General features: G+C 59.5%; 13 protein-coding genes. 4 read left to right on the top strand and 9 right to left on the bottom strand.

Annotated features, from left to right (window positions below; genetic code table 11):
* The first annotated feature begins 348 nt into the window (after window positions 1-348).
* Window positions 349-1455, top strand: a complete 1107-nt coding sequence (locus HB633_RS28150; protein ID WP_213781454.1) for a catalase family protein — start codon at window positions 349-351, stop codon at window positions 1453-1455.
* Window positions 1456-1508: 53 nt separating this feature from the next.
* Here the strand turns inward: HB633_RS28150 and HB633_RS28145 are convergent, their stop codons facing one another.
* The gene (locus HB633_RS28145; RefSeq protein ID WP_213781453.1) at window positions 1509-1871 is read right to left on the bottom strand and encodes a glyoxalase superfamily protein; all 363 of its coding nucleotides are present in this window, start codon (window positions 1869-1871) and stop codon (window positions 1509-1511) included.
* Window positions 1872-2193: 322 nt separating this feature from the next.
* Here HB633_RS28145 and HB633_RS28140 point away from each other — a divergent pair, with 322 nt between their 5' ends.
* Both HB633_RS28140 and HB633_RS28135 read left to right on the top strand, forming a co-directional pair.
* Window positions 2194-2631, top strand: coding sequence for a hypothetical protein (locus HB633_RS28140; RefSeq protein WP_213781452.1), 438 nt, complete (start codon window positions 2194-2196; stop codon window positions 2629-2631).
* Between the two features lie 223 nt (window positions 2632-2854).
* A complete protein-coding gene (locus tag HB633_RS28135; protein WP_213781451.1) occupies window positions 2855-4675 on the top strand; it encodes an FUSC family protein in 1821 nt (606 codons plus the stop codon).
* A gap of 13 nt (window positions 4676-4688) precedes the next feature.
* On the opposite strand, the gene cyoD is transcribed toward HB633_RS28135, so the two are convergent.
* Genes cyoD through cyoA form a run of 4 tightly spaced genes read right to left on the bottom strand, consistent with a single transcriptional unit; the run spans window position 4689 to window position 8518 of the window.
* A complete protein-coding gene (gene cyoD, locus HB633_RS28130; RefSeq protein WP_213781450.1) occupies window positions 4689-5018 on the bottom strand; it encodes a cytochrome o ubiquinol oxidase subunit IV in 330 nt (109 codons plus the stop codon).
* The gene (gene cyoC / locus HB633_RS28125) at window positions 5019-5636 is read right to left on the bottom strand and encodes a cytochrome o ubiquinol oxidase subunit III (RefSeq protein ID WP_213781449.1); all 618 of its coding nucleotides are present in this window, start codon (window positions 5634-5636) and stop codon (window positions 5019-5021) included.
* On the bottom strand, window positions 5636-7618 hold the full coding sequence (gene cyoB, locus HB633_RS28120) for a cytochrome o ubiquinol oxidase subunit I (protein WP_213781487.1): 1983 nt from the start codon (window positions 7616-7618) through the stop codon (window positions 5636-5638). Before cyoB ends, cyoC begins: the two co-directional genes overlap by 1 nt.
* 12 nt (window positions 7619-7630) lie before the next feature.
* A complete protein-coding gene (cyoA, locus tag HB633_RS28115; RefSeq protein WP_213781448.1) occupies window positions 7631-8518 on the bottom strand; it encodes a ubiquinol oxidase subunit II in 888 nt (295 codons plus the stop codon).
* 554 nt (window positions 8519-9072) lie between these two features.
* Between cyoA and HB633_RS28110 the strand changes: the two genes are divergently transcribed.
* Window positions 9073-10608, top strand: a complete 1536-nt coding sequence (locus tag HB633_RS28110; protein WP_213781447.1) for an NADH-quinone oxidoreductase subunit M — start codon at window positions 9073-9075, stop codon at window positions 10606-10608.
* A gap of 48 nt (window positions 10609-10656) precedes the next feature.
* Here the strand turns inward: HB633_RS28110 and HB633_RS28105 are convergent, their stop codons facing one another.
* From HB633_RS28105 to HB633_RS28090, 4 genes are all read right to left on the bottom strand, one after another.
* Window positions 10657-11574: an aldo/keto reductase gene (locus tag HB633_RS28105; protein WP_255581234.1), complete on the bottom strand. Its 918-nt coding sequence runs from the start codon at window positions 11572-11574 to the stop codon at window positions 10657-10659.
* A 4-nt stretch (window positions 11575-11578) separates the two neighbouring features.
* The gene (locus HB633_RS28100; RefSeq protein WP_213781446.1) at window positions 11579-14500 is read right to left on the bottom strand and encodes an EAL domain-containing protein; all 2922 of its coding nucleotides are present in this window, start codon (window positions 14498-14500) and stop codon (window positions 11579-11581) included.
* A 241-nt stretch (window positions 14501-14741) separates the two neighbouring features.
* Window positions 14742-15977, bottom strand: coding sequence for an MFS transporter (locus HB633_RS28095; RefSeq protein WP_213781445.1), 1236 nt, complete (start codon window positions 15975-15977; stop codon window positions 14742-14744).
* Between the two features lie 120 nt (window positions 15978-16097).
* A complete protein-coding gene (locus HB633_RS28090) occupies window positions 16098-17102 on the bottom strand; it encodes a helix-turn-helix domain-containing protein (RefSeq protein ID WP_213781444.1) in 1005 nt (334 codons plus the stop codon).
* Window positions 17103-17125 lie beyond the last annotated feature (23 nt).

Raw genomic sequence — 17125 nt, 5'->3', positions numbered from 1 at the left:
AGGCGCATCGTGGTCGCCGCAGGCGGCGAGCATCGTGCAAAAAAGCACCGCACAAAGCATCCAGGCGATGGTGACGGATCTGTTGAACACAAGCGGCCTCTGGACGATAGGCAAACGTTGTCACGCGCGAACGCATGACGCCAAATGAACTAGCGAGAGGATAGAAATTACACGTGTAGGAATTATTAAATAAAGGAAATAACTCGCATGGCGTAATAATTAAGTAATAAACATGTTTGATGAAAGTAGGCTTTTGTGGATGTTGAGCAGTGGTTCGGGAACAGCGATTGCGCGAACAACTCGGTAACTGGCTTGTTAAGTTCATATAAATTCCCTGGAGTCCCCACCATGTCTGTGCCGTTAAGCATCCGCCCTTTGTTGTTCGATTCCACTTTCGAGCAGATCCCCGCCGACGAAACGGAGACCACGCAGGAACTGGTCAAAACGCTGCGAGGCATTCTCGAAACCACGTCGGCCGACTATGGTCATGCAGTACGTAGCGTTCACGCGAAAAGCCATGGCTTGCTGCAGGGTGAACTGACCGTGCCTGAGGGTTTGCCGGCCGAACTCGCACAAGGCGCATTTGCTAAGGCGGGGAGTTTTCCGGTCGTCATGCGTTTCTCGACGAACCCCGGCGATATCCTCGATGACAAAGTCTCAACGCCGCGCGGCCTCGCGTTGAAGATCATCGGCGTGGAAGGGGAGCGGTTACCTGGCGCTGAAGGACAGGTGACGCAGGACTTCGTGATGCAAAACGCGCTTGCGTTCACCGCTGCAACGCCGAAGGCTTTCCTTACCACGCTCAAGGCGCTGGCGAAGACAACGGATAAAGCGCCGGGAATGAAGCAGGCGTTATCGGCGGTTTTGCGGGGAACCGAGGCTGCGGTTGAAGCCTTGGGCGGGGAGAGCGGCACGTTGAAAAGCCTGGGCGGTCATCCGAAAACAAACCTGCTCGGCGAAACGTACACGACCGTGGTGCCGGTTCTGTATGGCTCGTACTACGGGAAAATTGCGATCGTGCCGGTATCGCCGGAACTCGCTGCGTTGAAAGACGCGCCCGTCGATCTGGACGATAAACCCAACGGCTTGCGCGAAGCGGTCAACGAATTCTTTGCAACCACGGGCGGCGAGTGGGAAGTGCGGGTGCAGCTCGCGACCGACATAGAGAAGATGCCGGTCGAGGATGCATCGAAGAAATGGTCGGAGGAAGACAGTCCTTTCGTGACGGTTGCTCGCATTCGCGTGGCGGCTCAGCCCGCGTGGACCGACGCCCGCTCTGCGGCAGTCGACGATGGCCTCGCCTTTAGCCCGTGGCATGGGCTGAGCGCGCATCGGCCCATAGGCGGAGTGCAGCGTTCACGCAAGCCGGCTTATGAAATGTCGTCGGGCTTTCGCGGCCAGTTCAATGGCTGTCCAATGCACGAACCAAAGTCGCTCGACCGCTTGCCCGACTGACGACAGAAAGGTTTCATTGAACGCCCGGTTTGTGTCATGCAAACCGGGCGTTTTTATTCGGCGCGCTCGCAAAAGCTGATGCGGTTGCCGAAAGGATCCGATACCGCAACCACGCGTCCCCAAGGCATGGTCTCGATACCCGGCCGCGCGTGCCGATAGTTCTTTTCCGTGAGTTCGGCGTGCAGTTCGTCGATACCTTCGACGGGAACGAACAACGCCGACCCCGGAGTGGCATCGCCATAATGCTCACTCAAATGCAGCGTCATTTCATCGCGCGAAACCTGCGCGTAGAGCGGAGCGTCTTCCGAAAACGGGTGTTCCCACTCCCATCTGAATCCAAGGAAATCAACGTAGAACTCCTTGGCTTTATCGACTGAAAAAATGCGGAAGATCGGGATGGCGGGCGAGAGTTTCAAAGCATTCTCCAACGCGTTTGAGAACGGCGAATCATGCCCCAGATCGGCTCGCTTGCCCACCCATTGAAGCCGTCAAACGTTTGCAGATCGCTCCCATTTGTCCCGCGCACGGATATATGAAAAATTCGTTAAAGCTTCTCCCTTGCATGCCGTAAAGGCGTTGTCAGCGGCAGCTTACGAGCGCCGCAACAAGTTCGCGCGGGGGGCCCGCATGTACGGGCAAGCGCGGACTGACCATAAAACAATATCGCAGTCCGGCCGCTTGGGACACGCGCTTTTGCAGCGTGTGCTTGCGGCCGGGCAGAGAGCACGGGAGAAGACGATGGCAACCGACACGGCGCAGCAAGTCCTGCAGCTCGGCGACTATGCAAAGCGGCTCGGCGCGGCACGCGATCGGAGCTACACGCTGGCACGTGAGGTGGAGCGATCACGAGGCATCCTCGATCTCATGGCGCATGATCCGGCGAGCGACCCGGCGCTGTGCGAGTGCGCAACGCAGGCGCTCGAGTTGTTGTGCGAGAACCTGGTGCGTTTATGTGCGCTGACCGACGAAGCGTCAGCGAATGCCGAAGCGCTCGCCAGCTTGCCTCTCAAATATTTCTCGAACGGGAGCGGCACCGCGGGCGAACTGGACGCGGCGGTTGCTTCGCTTGCCGAGGCGACGTCGACGGCAGAGACCGAACTCGTCGATCTTGCGCAGGTTGTTTCAGAAGCGTGCGAAGCCGTCGATGAAATGCGCCGGCCCGAACAAATCGGGTAAACCCCGAAGCACGGATTTTTGACGCGGTAGTATTCGGGTATACGCGAAACGCGAGACGTTTCGTGCGCGCTCATTGGCAAGACGTTCACCGGCGATCCCGGCTGAATTTTTTGCCCGACGCAAACAGGAGGGTTCGCTGCGATTGATCTAATCGATATGCATCGGACTCGTCGTATCGGAAACGGCCACAAGCCGTAGCCGGCACTTGCCCCGGGTATTACACATGTCCATTGCCTCCATCGCGCAGATTTTTCATCGCGCGCAACGTCATCGGTTCGCTGCCGGTGCGTCTCATGCATTCAGTACACCCGTTCCTTCATCCCGCCTGCTGTCTTCCCTCCTTGGATCCGATCCTGGCTCGTTGCGCCTGCATACCGCGTTGCGCAGTGCGCTTGCGTGCCTGCTGACCGGGTTCGTGACGATCGGCTGGACCGTCGCAACACACCAACCACCGACGCTCGCCGCATTTGCACTGTTGCTCGCGATGATCGCGCCGCTGTTTCTCCGCGATGCAAGATGGCGCGGCTGGTTGGCTTCTCTCGCTGCAATCTACGGCGCAGGCTGTGTGAGTTTCGTTGCCGCGAGTGCGCTTGCAGCGTGGCCGCTTGTCGCCGATGCCGCGTTTCTCGCAGTGCTCTTCACCGGCATGCTGGTACAGGCGTGTGGACCGCGTGCGCTTGGCAGTGCAATGACCGCCGTCGTCGCGTTTTACCTTGGGCTGTATCTGCATCCGAGCTTTTTGCATGTGTGCATGACGCTGGGGTTATCGATGGCAGGCGTCGGCATTGTGGTGCTCACCGGGCGCGTACTCGTACCCACGCGTGCGCGCGCCACCTTGGAGCGCGCGCTCGGTACGGTTGCGCAGCGCGCGGCGCTCGTACTCGCCGATCGCCGCGCAGACGAAGCGCAAGCCATCGCACATTTATCCTCCCTGAACGAAGCGGCGCTGGCGGTTGAAGAGCAACTCGATCTGCTCGACTTTTCCGGCGCACAGCGACTGCGCGCAAGGTTGATCGATGTGGAAGTCTCCGCGTCCGTGCACGCAAGAGAAGGCGCGCTTTCCGATCAGACCGGCGACCGTCTGCGGATCGCCTTGAGACGTCTTGCGCGCGCGGGTCGGGACGCAGCGAGTTCGACCATGCGCGCCACCGTGACAAAAACGTCCGTGGCGTCCTGGCGCGGGCTTCTATCGTGGCTGCCCGCAAGCCGGGCCACGACGGCCGCGCTGATCGCCATGTTGATCGGGCATTCGGTATCGCCGGAACGCTGGTTCTGGGCAGTCATCACCACGTTCGTGGTGTTCCTCGGTACACGTTCGCGCGGCGATACCATTCGCAAGACTGGCGAACGTGTTCTCGGCACGCTGGCCGGTGTTGCGGTCAGCGCGATGCTCGTGGCGACGCTTCACGGCATGCCGGCGTTCATCGTCGCCGCAATGATCGTGTGCGTTTTCGGATGGGCTTATTTCATCCTGACTTCTTACGGGCAAGGCGTATTTTTTATCACCGTGCTGGTCGGGCTTATCTATGGCGAACTGGGCTTCGCGATCGGACCTTTAGTCGAGATGCGCGTGGAAGAGGTTTTCGTAGGCTGCGCGGTATCGGTCGCGGTCGCCGTATTGATGATGCCGCTGCGCACATCGCATCATATTGAAGCGAAGGTGGAGGGCGTGCTCGCCGCACTCGACGAGATCAAGCGCATAAGCGAAACATCATTCGATGCGCACGCAAGCATGGCGTCCATGCGTATGCTCGACCGTCGCTGGCACGAGTTGCAGGTGGCGCTCCGGCCCTTGCGCACGCAGCGCGTGTTCGCGTGGAATACGCAGGTTGAACTTGCTATTGGACCGCTCTTTGCGTGCGTACAGACCGCAAGGGAGCTGACCGGTATGACAGCGCGCGGCGCCAATCAAACCACTGCCTTCAGTGAGACTCGCGCCCGTCTTGCAGGCGCCATGTCACTGTTCGCGTTGCGTTCGGGGCGTGCCGCTGCGCCTTCAATGAGTCACGAGACCGGTTCGAGCGAACTCGCGGCGGCACGATAAAACAAGGACCGGATCAACGCGACATCATGTTCATGCTGACGTTGTGCATGATCCATATCGATCCACCGATCAGGATCACCGCCGTCATCACGGTAAAGCCGAACGCCATGACGTTCCAGGATTGTTCCGACGATGCATTCAGATGGAGAAAATAAACCAGATGAACGACAACCTGGATCAACGCGAGCACGGCAATCAACAAGACCGCCGTGCTGGTTTGCACGCCATGCCCCATCACGATGAAAAACGACGCCGCCGTCAAGATCACCGACAACGCGAAGCCAATCAGGTAGGACCGCACGCTGCCGTGCGTCTCACCGTTGTGCACGTTTGAATTCGACATTCAGGCCACGCTCGCGAGATAGACAAATGTAAAGACGCAGATCCACACCACATCCAGGAAGTGCCAGAAAAGACTGAGGCAGGTGAGCCGGCGCAACATGGTTGCGCTCAGCTTGCCTTTGAAGATCACCTGGCCTGCGAGTACCACCATCCATATCAGACCAAGCGTCACGTGCAAACCGTGCGTGCCGACCAGCGTAAAGAACGACGACAAAAACGCGCTGCGATCAGGCCCGTTGCCTTCGGCTACGAGATTCGAGAACTCGCGAATCTCGAGCACGATGAACGAAACCCCCAGCAAGAACGTCACCGCGAGCCAGAACAGCAGCGCGCCACGGTTCTGCTTCTGCGCGCCGATCATGCCGAAACCGAACGTGATGCTGCTGACCAGCAGGATCGCCGTTTCTATCGCGACGCCCTTAATCTCGAAGAGATCCTTGGCGCTCGCGCCACCCGCGAACTGATGGCTCATCACCGCGAATACGGCAAACAGCGCAGCGAAGATCACGCAGTCGGTCATCAAGTACAGCCAGAAACCAAACACGCTATGCGACTCGGGGTGATGGTGCGCCGCAGGACCATCGTCGGCGAGATGCACGGTATTTACTTTTTGCAGCATTATTTGATCTCCTGCGCGAGCGCCGCATGGCCGCGGCCTTCTTCAATCCGGCGAACCGTTTCCGCCGGGATGAAATAACCACCGTCCTCGACGCTCGAATGCACGATCACGCTCACCACGATCCCGATCAAGCCAACGATCGCGAGCCACCATATATGCCAGACCCCGCCAAAGCCAAGCAGTAAGCTGAACGCACCGATAAACACGCCGGCGCCCGTGTTGGAAGGCATATGGATGTCGTGGAAATGAACCGGCTTTTCAAGCTCTCCGGTTTCCTTGCGATGGGTGAATTCATCGAGTCCGTGAACGTGCGGGATGACGGCGAAGTTGTATGGCGCCGGCGGTGAACTCGTGGCCCATTCGAGCGTGCGGCCATCCCACGGATCGCCGCTCAAGTCGCGGTTCTCTGGAAGATTGCGATCGCGAATGCTGACGTAGAGCTGAGCCAGTTGATGCGCAATGCCGATGGCGATCAGCACCGCGCCCACTTCGGCCAGCAGCAGCCACGGATGCCATTGCGGATTGTCATAGTGATTGAGGCGTCGCGTCATGCCCATGAAACCGAGCACGTAAAGCGGCAGGAACGCCACGTAGAAACCGACGAGCCAGAACCAGAACGCGCGCTTGCCGAGCTTCTCGTTGAGCTTGAAACCGAAGGCCTTCGGGAACCAGTAATTGAAACCCGCGAGATACCCGAACAACACCCCGCCGATGATCACGTTATGAAAATGCGCAATTAAAAAGAGGCTGTTGTGCAGCACGAAGTCAGCGCCCGGAATCGCCATCATCACGCCGGTCATGCCGCCTATGGTGAACGTGATCATGAAGCCGATGGTCCACAACACCGCCGGTTTGTATTCCAGCCGGCCCTTGTAGATGGTGAAGAGCCAGTTGAATACCTTCACGCCCGTCGGGATCGCGATGATCATGGTCATGATGCCGAAAAACGAATTGACGTTGGCGCCTGAACCCATCGTGAAGAAGTGGTGCAGCCAGACCACGAACGAAAGAAACATGATCGAGCAGGTCGCATAGACCATTGTCTTGTAGCCGAACAATGCTTTCTTCGCGTGCGTCGCGATGACTTCGGAGAAGATGCCGAACGCGGGCAGGATCAGGATGTATACCTCCGGATGTCCCCACGCCCAGATCAGGTTCAGGTACAGCATGGGATTGCCGCCGGCCGTGTTGGTGAAGAAGTGCATGCCGAGATAACGGTCGAGGCCCAGCAGCGCGAGCGTCACGGTCAAAATCGGGAACGACGCCATGATCAGCACGTTCGTGCAGAGCGCGGTCCAGGTGAAGACCGGAATCTTCATCCAGCTCATGCCCGGCGCGCGCATCTTCACAATGGTCACGAAGAAGTTGACGCCGGTAAGCAGGGTGCCGACGCCCGAAAGCTGCAGGCTCCACAGGTAATAATCGACACCAACCCCCGGGCTGAACTGCAATTCAGACAACGGCGGATAAGCGAGCCAGCCGGTCTGCGCGAATTCGCCGATCACGAGCGACATATTGATGAGCACCACGCTCACTGCGGTCATCCAGAAACTCAGTGAATTGATGAAAGGAAAAGCGACGTCGCGCGCGCCGATCTGCAGCGGCACCACGATATTCATCAGGCCGACCATGAAAGTCATCGCCATGAAGAAAATCATGATCACGCCGTGCGCGGTGAAAATCTGGTCGTAATGATGAGGCGGCAAATAACCGGGCGAGTGATAAGCGAGCGCGAGTTGGGTACGCATCATGATGGCGTCGGCGAAACCGCGCAAAAGCATGATGAACGCAATGACGATATACATCACGCCGATTTTCTTGTGATCGACGCTCGTCAGCCACTCGTTCCACAGATAACCCCATTTTTTGTAATAGGTCACGGGGACCAGCACGGCCAGCGCCGCGATAACCATCATGGCGCCTGCGCCCATGATGATGGGCTGGTCGAACGGAATCGCCGCCCATGTGAGTTTGCCGAACAGGATTCCCACGTCTTACCCCTTCGTGTCGCAACGCGGGTCGCTCATGCTGCGAACGTTCCCGTTGTTGTACTTTGCGATGATGTTGTTGAACAAGGCCGGACCGACATGCGAGTAGTAGGCGACCGGATTCTTTTCGCTTGGCGCGGCGAGGGCGCCATAAACGTCGGCATCGAGTTGCGCCGGTGCTGCCTTTACTTTCCGCACCCATGCTTCGAAATCGGCATTTGATGTCGCAATAGCGCGGAATTTCATATCTGAAAATCCCTTCCCGCTGAAGTTCGCAGATTCCCCTGCATAATCGCCAGCCTCATTCGCCAATAGATGTAATTGAGTCTGCATTCCGGCCATGGCATAAATCTGACCGCCTAATTGCGGAATGAAAAATGAATTCATCACCGAATCAGACGTGATCCGAAAATTAACCGGCGTTCCGGCTGGAAATTCGAGTTGATTGACTGAGGCAATGCCCAGATCTGGATAAATGAATAACCATTTCCAATCGAGCGCGACAACTTCTACGTTGATCGGCTTGATTTCCGATTGGAGAGGCTTATACGGGTCGAGCGCGTGCGTACTATTCCAGGTCAATATCGCGAGGTACGCAATGATCAGGCTCGGCACGGTCCAGACCACTATTTCGATCTTGGTGGAGTGCGCCCATTTCGGCAGATAGGCCGCCGCTTTGTTCGAAGCCCGATACCGCCACGCAAACCATGCCGTCAACGCTATTACCGGCACTACGACAACGAGCATTGCGATGGTCGAGTCCACGATCAGCGACTTCTCGGCCACGCCAACGCTCCCTTTCGGGTTCAGGACATCAAGATTGCAGCCTGAAACCAAAGACGAAGCGAACACCGGAAAATAATTACAATACCTTTTTAATCGCTTTACATTCATCTGTATAAATCCTGAAGGTCGGTTCTCCAGTCTCCGCCGTTATTTTTTTGGTTGCGGGCCGAAGGGTAACGTTTCAGAACGAATGTGATTAGTGGCGATTTACGCAAAAATTAATTGACTTTGGGACGCCGCGGCGTGGTGTCGCAGCATTGCTGACAGCGGAATTTTTATGAATTATTCCCTGATTTTTATTTACTAATTATTACCCGAGCGAAAATACGCATGTTGCGATGCGACATAGTGTCGCAATAAATAAAAAGACCGCCCGGACGGTTATCGAGTTGGTTTCAATTTCATTACTGATTCACTAGTGTAGCTATTTAGGGTTTTTACCTAGTACATCAAAGATTTAGTTGTAGAGCTTCAGGGGAAACGGGTGTCCGAGACTGCAGGATCAAGAGCAAATCAGAAGGTCTTTTGAAAGACTTTGCACTGATGCGCGCGATTTTTATGGTCTCTATGATTGCGCCGCCGATTGCAGCCCGTGCATGCCACGTGCGCAGCGGTTCTGCAATGTGTCCAGTTACCGCAGTTTCCCAAGGTCGATCAAGAAGATGCACTTCATACCGCTGCTCAGTCTCGCAATTTGGATTCCCATGGCCTTTGGCGTGGCGATCCTGGCGATCGGCTCAGACGCCAATCCCATGCCGGCCCGCTGGCTTGCACTTGCCGGCGCGGCGCTGAGCTTTGCCATTACCTTGCCGTTGATCGCCGCGTTCGATGCCCATTCATCGTCCATGCAATTCGTCGAGCGAATCAATTGGCTGCCTGATTTCGATATCTCCTACCACCTGGGCGTGGACGGAATCTCCATGTGGTTGACGGTGCTCACTGCATTCACGACGCTGATCGTGGTACTGGCATCGTGGTCCGCCATCAAGACGCGATGCAGCCAGTACCTCGCGTCGTTCATGTTCTTGTCTGGCCTGATGGTCGGTGTGTTCACGTCGCTCGATGGCATGCTGTTCTTCATCTTCTTCGAAGCCACGCTGATCCCCATGTACCTGTTGATTGGTTCGTGGGGCGGCAAAGATCGCGTGATGGCGGCGTTCCGCTTTTTCTTCTTTTCGCTCGGCGGCTCGCTCATGTTGCTAGTGGCGATGCTGTACCTGTTCCATCGTTCCCATACGTTCGACCTAGCTGCATGGCAGGCCTTGCACCTCGGCTTTACGGCGCAGGTGCTGCTGTTCATTGCGTTCTTTGCCGCGTTCGCCGTCAAGGTACCGATGTGGCCCATCCATACCTGGCTCCCACAAGTGCATCTGGAAGCGCCCACGGGTGCGTCCGTGGTGCTCGGCATGCTCAAGCTCGGCGCTTACGGGTTCATTCGATTTTCGTTGCCCGTTACGCCCGACGCCGCGCATTTCTTCGCGCCGACGATCATCGTGTTGTCGTTGATTGCCGTGATCTATGCAAGCCTCGTCGCGCTGGCGCAGACCGACATGAGCCGTTTGCTTGCCTATTCCGCGATCGCGCATATGGGCCTCGTCACGCTCGGCATTTTCCTGTTCAACCAGATTGGCATTGACGGCGCGATCGTGCAGATGATCTCGTACGGTTTCGTTTCGGGCGCGATGTTCCTGGGTATCGGCATGTTGTGGGAGCGCATGCATACGCGTTCCATTCATGCTTACGGGGGCATCGCGAATGTGATGCCGCGCTTCGCTGTATTCATGATGCTGTTTTCGATGGCGAATGTCGGTTTGCCAGGCACGTCCGGGTTTGTCGGCGAGTTCATGGTGATCATGGGCGCGATCAAGTTCAACTTCTGGATCGGGGCGCTGGCCTGCACTACGCTCGTGCTGAGCGCTTCCTACACGCTGTGGATGTACAAGCGGACAATTTACGGCCCGCTCGGGAATGATCGCGTTGCGAAGTTGCCGGATCTTGGTACGCGGGAGTTCGTCACGCTGGGCGCATTGGCGATACTTGTGCTTGCAGTTGGCGTATTTCCAAAACCGCTCACAGATGTGATCGAGCCGGCGGCAAATAACCTGCTGAAACAGGCGTCGGAGTCGAAGCAGCCGGTGGATGAGCAGGTACTGCCGGAGGCGCGGGTGGTCGCGGATAAGGGGCGGCAGCCAGGGTGAGAGAGGTTTGTGCGGTTCCAGTGGCCACGTTGCCGCGAGCGCACCAAGTCAACTCACCGCCTCGGCGATTCGCTTCCTCATTAGTTCATCCGGATAACTGCCGAAGCCGGCGCGTACGTTGTCGCGCATGTATTCGGGCCGGCCGGTCCCGGGAATGACGCATGTCACCGCCGGATTCGCAAGCACGAACTTGAGCAGCAGTTGCGCCCACGTCGTGCATTCAATCTCCTTGCTCCATTCAGGCACGGGCTTGTCCTTCAGCCGCCCAAGCAAGCCGCCGCCGCCAAACGGCTGGTTCACGATCACGCCAATACCCCGGTCCTTCGCCAACGGCAGCAGGGTCTCTTCGGCGGCGCGGTCGTCGGCGGCGTAGTTGATCTGCACGAAATCGATTTTCTCCGAACGCATCACGGCTTCCACTTCGCCAAATGCACTCGACGTGTAATGCGTCACGCCGATATACCGGACCCGTCCGCGCGCCTTCCAGTCGCGCAAGGTGGCAAGTTGCGTCTGCCAGTCCAGCAGATTGTGGATCTGCATCAGGTCGATGCGCGGCTGCTGCCAGAGACGCAGCGAATTTTCCATCTGCACAATGCCGGCATTGCGTCCATCGGTCCAGACCTTGGTTGCGACAAACGCGCGCTTGTGTGCGCCCATGCGCGTCAGCACCGAACCGGCGACCGCTTCCGAGGATCCATACATGGGCGATGAATCGATGACCGAGCCGCCGTTATCGAAGAGAATCTGCAGCACGTCGGCAAGACGTGCCTGCGCGGCGGGGTCGTTGCCAACGTCGAAGGTTCGCCATGTGCCGCAGCCGACGACAGGCAGCATTTCTCCCGTCGATGGAATCGCGCGCGTGTTCATAGAGCCTGTCTGCGCGAAGGCCGGGCGGGTAAAGAAGGGCAGCAATGTGCCGCTCGCGGCGAGCAACAATAGCTGTCGGCGAAGAGCATCGACTTGCATGCGCTCAAGGCTCCTGCGCCAGCACTTGCAGACGGGGCAGAAGCGTGGTGAGCAAGAGTTCTTCCAATGGCATGGGGCGGGCGAAGTAATAACCCTGCGCCTGCGCCGCGCCCATTTCGCACAACACGGCAAGCGTCGCGGCATCTTCCACGCCTTCGGCCACCACCGTCAGGTCGAGCGATTCCGCCATCCGCACGATAGCTCGCACGATCGCGCGGCTGCGCGGGCTCGTGGTCAGCTCGAAGATGAACGAGCGGTCGATCTTCAAGCCGCTAAACCGGTATTGATGCACATAACTCAGCGATGAAAATCCCGCGCCGAAGTCATCGAGCACGACCGACATGCCGTGATCGGCAAGACGCTGCATGGTTCGTCTTGCAAGATCGGGTTCGGCGACGAGCGCGCCTTCCGTGAGTTCCAGGCAGATGCGCGAGGGCGAGACGGCGTATCGCGAGAGCAGAGCGAGGACATCATCGGCGAATTCAGCGCGCGTCATGCTGTAGCTCGAACAGTTCACGTGGACTGGCGGCCAGTCTGCATGTTCGGGCTGCGCGAGGATGACCGCCACGCGCGTAAGCATGTAGAGGTCGAGCCGCCCGATCAGACGCAGTCCTTCGACTGCCGGCAGGAACTCGCCGGGCGGGATCACGCTGCCGTCGGGCTGGCGCCATCGGATCAATGCTTCGAGCGCGACCAGTTGCCCCGAGTTCGCGCAGACGATGGGCTGGAAATACGGCACGAGTTCGTCGTCGCGTTTGAGTGCATTGCGCAGCGCGCCTTCGCGTTCAACCTGATCCGATACCTCGCGCCGAAGCTCATGGTTGAACACCACGAAGCTGTCACGTCCGCCATTTTTCACGCGATACATGGCCGTATCGGCGTCGCGAAGAAGGTCGGCGGGCTCCTTATGAAACTGCTGGTCCGGACTCACAATGCCAATGCTGCACGATGAAAACACCACATGTTCATCGATATGGAACGGCAGGTCGAATGCGGCCAGGATCCTCTCGGCGATATCCACGGCGGTTTCAAGGGACGCACCCGGCGAGAGCACCGCGAACTCGTCGCCGCCCAGACGTGCAAGCAGGTCGGTGTCCCGCAGGCATCCGCGCAAACGACTCGCGGCCTGTACCAGCAGCATGTCGCCGAAATGATGGCCAAGGCTGTCGTTCACGACCTTGAACCGGTCCAGGTCGATGAACATCACCGCCAGTTGTTCGCCGTCGCAATGATGATCACGCCACGCTTGCTGCAGCCGATGCAACATGTGGCTGCGATTCGGGAGGCCGGTCAGCGCGTCGTGCGAATTTTCGTGTTGCAGGCGGGCGTTTGCGTCGTCGAGTTCGCGCGTGCGGTTCTGCACGCGTTCCTCGAGTTCGAGGTTCGCCGCGTGCAGCGCCTCGGCGGCGCTGCGCCGTGACAGCGCGGTATCGATATGACGCGATACGAAGGTCAGCAATTCCTGGTCGCGCTTCGAGTAACGCACGCGCGACGAATAGCTTTGCACGGCGAGCACGCCGCGCACTTCGTCGCCGTCGAACAGCGGAATCCCGAGCCAGGATCGCAACTTGATGCTCTCGCCTGCGCCTTCTATTTCGCCCGTTTCCACCAGCCGCGTTGCTTCAGCGAGATCGATCAGGCACGGACGGCGTTCACGAATCACATACTCGGTGAGGCCGCGCCGGCCGCGTCGTGGAACCGGGCACGTGTTCACCAGTTCGTCGACGTAATAGGGGAACGACACGTTCTCCGAAGCAATATCGACCAGCGCAACGTAGAAGTTTCGCGCGTACAGCAACTCGCCGACAATGCCGTGCAAGCTGCGGAAAAATTCCAGCATGTCGCCATGCCGGCTCGACAGTTCGGCGATCTGGAACAGCGCACCCTGCAAATGCTCGGCACGTTTTCGTTCCGCGATTTCAAGCCGCAGCGCGCGATTGACTTCCGATAACTCGGCAGTCCGGCGCGACACCGTTTCCTCGAGATCCGCCCGATGCAAGATGCGGTCGAGCGCCATCGCCACGTGCCGCGCGACCACCAGAAAGAGCGCGCGATCCTCCACGCTGTAGACCCGCGCAACGTCGTAGACCTGCATGGCGATCATGCCGAACACTTCGTCGGACGCGTTCTTGAGCGGCGCGCCCATCCAGAATTCGGGGCGGTCGCCCACGCAAAAGAAACGGCCTTCGGTTTCGGCGGCGGCGATTCCGGCGGCATCGATCAAAAGCGGCTGGCCGGTGGTCAGCACCTGGCCAGTAAGCGACAGACACGATAAATCCAGCGTGTCGTAAGCGGCCGGATCGAGCGCGCAGGTATCGATGACATCGACGTAATACGGATAGGTGATTTCGTTGTTCGAAGGATCGTAGAGCGCGAGATAGAAATTCTCTGCGTCGATGAGCGTGGCAAGTTGCCGATGCACGCCGAGCAGGAATTCGGAACGATCACGCACGGAACTCGCAAGATAAGCGATCTCGTAGAGCACGCGTTGCGTGGTCTGGGCGCGCGCGAGGGCATCTGTTTGCAGCGCTTCGCCGAGGCTTCGCGCGAAGTCGGCGAGCGAGCGGTTCGCAGCTTCGGCCGCCGGCGCGAGCAGCCAGCCGAGGATATTTTCGCCGCTGCCGGTCGGCCAGAGGCACAGCCGATGCGTCGTGCAGTAGGCGTGGAAATCGTCGACGGAGAGAACGGCGGGCCAGGCATCGTCAAGCGAACCCTGCGCCGCGAGATGCATGCCGGCGCCGGGCTGATACCACGCCCAACAGGTGGTATCGGCGAGGGTGGCGGCATTGCGCAACAGCGAATCGATGCACGTGTCCGCATTCGCATGCCTCGGCGCATCGGGCGCCGGGCGTGCGAAAGCCACGACGGATTCATCGTGGCTTTGATCCGCCACGAGCGTGGCCGGCTTTTCGGAATGGACGTTCATCGGCGCTCCGAGCCGACGGCGAATGCGGCTCTTGACTCACTTTTGTTCGATGTCGGCGTTCACAACAGGCGCGGCGGGTGTCTATCTCACGACCCTCTTGTTGGCCAGCCCTGATTGTAATAACGGCAAATGCGGCTTCCGGCTTGAGGGACTCCGTAAGGAATCGCCACCGATTATTTATTTGGCCAGCGTCAGAAGCCGCATTATGCGACGTGCAAAAGGAGTTGGATACGGCCCCGAGTTATTCGGCGTATGCGCCGGCCGTGCGTGGGCCGGGCAACAACGAGCGTCGCTCGACTGCAACGGAAACGCCGAGCAGCACAATGCCGCCACAGGCGAGGATGGCGCCCGTCCAGCCCGTTGCTTCGAGCCCGAAGCCGAGCGCGACCACCACGCCGCCAGCCCACGCACCCAGGGCGTTCGCAATATTGAAGGCCGAATGGTTGAGCGCGGCGGCCACGGTCTGGGCGTCGCCGGCCACGTCCATCAGGCGCGTCTGCACGGCAGGGACAACCGCGATGCCGAGTCCCATCGCGAAGAGATTGAGCGTCGCTGTCCATTCATTAGCCGATGAATACGCGAACGCCGCCAGCGCCGCCGCGTTCCAGATCAGCATGCCGAAGATGGTCCAGAGGCGGGATTTGTCGGCGAGAACACCGCCGATCAAGCTGCCCGCCGTCATGCCGACGCCCAGCGCGCCGAGCAGCAACGGCACTCGCCACGGCGCGACGTGGGTCACGTTCAGCAGCGTGGGTGTGATGTAGGTGTAGACCGCAAACAAGCCGCCAAAACCCACCGCAATCACCGAAAGCGTCAGCCAGACCTGCGCGCGGCGGAACACGCCGAGTTCACGCCGGGGCGTGGCGCCGCCCGCGTGAATAGGCGGCAGGAAGACGCGCACGCCGATCATGGTGAGGATGCCGAGCGTGCCGACGAGCAGGAAATCCGCGCGCCAGCCGAGCCATTGGCCGAGCCACGTTGCGAGCGGCACGCCAAAGATATTCGCGATGGTCAATCCCAGCATCACGCGTCCGACGGCCCGCGCACGCCGGTCGGGCGGTACCAGCGATGCCGCCGTCAACGCGGCCACACCAAAATACGCGCCGTGCGGCACACCTGAAATAAAGCGCGCGATCAGCAGCAGCGTGTAATTGGGTGCGAGCGCGCTCAGCAGGTTGCCGAACGCGAACATCAGCATCAGGCCGATCAGCATGGCGCGGCGCGGGATCTTGGCGAAGAAGATGGTGATCAGCGGCGCACCGATCACAACACCGAGCGCGTACGCGCTGATGATGTGGCCCATGGTGGGCAGCGACGTGTCCAGACCGTGCGCGATGATCGGCAGGATGGTCATGGAAGCAAATTCGCCTGTGCCGATCGCCAGTCCGCCTACGGCAAGCGCGACCTCTGCCGGACCAGCGCCATAGGGGGCGACGACGCGCCCGAGCGGATCATTGGGGATATCGATAATGGACATGGGGCGGGAAATGTGGACTGTGGCGTGCGCAATGCAGCATTATCCCGAAATTCCACGTTTTTGACATGGCGTAAGGCCTGAAATCTGAGGGCGGCCCGTTTGCTGCGCCGCCGCGTTGCGTCACGACCGCGTCCCCATATCCGAATCGCCGCCCAGCGCCGAAAATCGTTCGCGATACGCTTGCGGCGAGACGCCCGTCGAGCGCAAAAAGCTGCGCCGCATGGTTTCCTCCGATCCAAACCCGCAGCGCGCCGCGACGCGCTTGATCGGGAACGCGGTGTCGCCGAGAAGGCGCCTTGCCGCCTCCACCCGCAACCTGTCGATGGCGCGTGCGGGCGTGACGCCGGTCTGCGCGCGATAGTGCCGCACGAAACTGCGCTCGCTCATGCCGGCGCGTTCGGCGAGCATCGCGATGGATAAATCCGCTGCCATGTTCTCCGCGATCCACGCGTGCAATTCCGCAAACCGGTCGCCTGCTTTTTGCAGCGATAACGTCGCGCTGAATTGCGCTTGGCCGCCTGGCCGTTTCAGGAAAACCACGAGTTCGCGCGCGACATCGAGTGCGAGCTCGCGGCCCAGATCGTCCTCCACGAGCGCGAGCGCGAGGTCGATACCCGCCGTTACGCCCGCCGACGTCCACACCGCGCCATCGCGGATAAAGATCGGCGCGGGGTCCACCCGCACGTCCGGAAAGCGCTTGCCCAGCAGGTCGCAATGCGCCCAGTGCGTGACGGCGCGGCGTTTGTCGAGAAGGCCGGCGGCGGCTAGCAGAAAGGCGCCGGTACATACCGATGCCACCCGCCGCGCCCGCGGCGCGCGTTCCCGGACCCATGCGACCTGCGCCGCATCCTTCGATACCGCGTGCACACCCCGGCCTCCCGCGATGATCAGCGTATCGGTGGTTTCGCTCGCGGACGGCAAGGGATGCGCGAACAACCCGAGTCCGGCGGTGCTGTGGACTTCGCCGGAAGTCGCCGCAACGACGCGCGGCACGTAAGGCGCGTCGAGCCCCGCCGCAATCGACAATTCGTTAGCCGATGCAAACACCTGCAGCGGACCGGAAACATCGAGCAGTTGGACATCGGGAAACGCGAAAATATCGATACGGCGTGGCGTGCGGTTCATCTCAACTCGAAATAAGTTTGGCG

The organism is Caballeronia sp. dw_276 (genome assembly GCF_018449635.1).
GTDB lineage: Bacteria > Pseudomonadota > Gammaproteobacteria > Burkholderiales > Burkholderiaceae > Caballeronia.
Note: the sequence above shows the minus strand (reverse complement) of the source record. Positions and strands in the feature narration are given on the sequence as shown.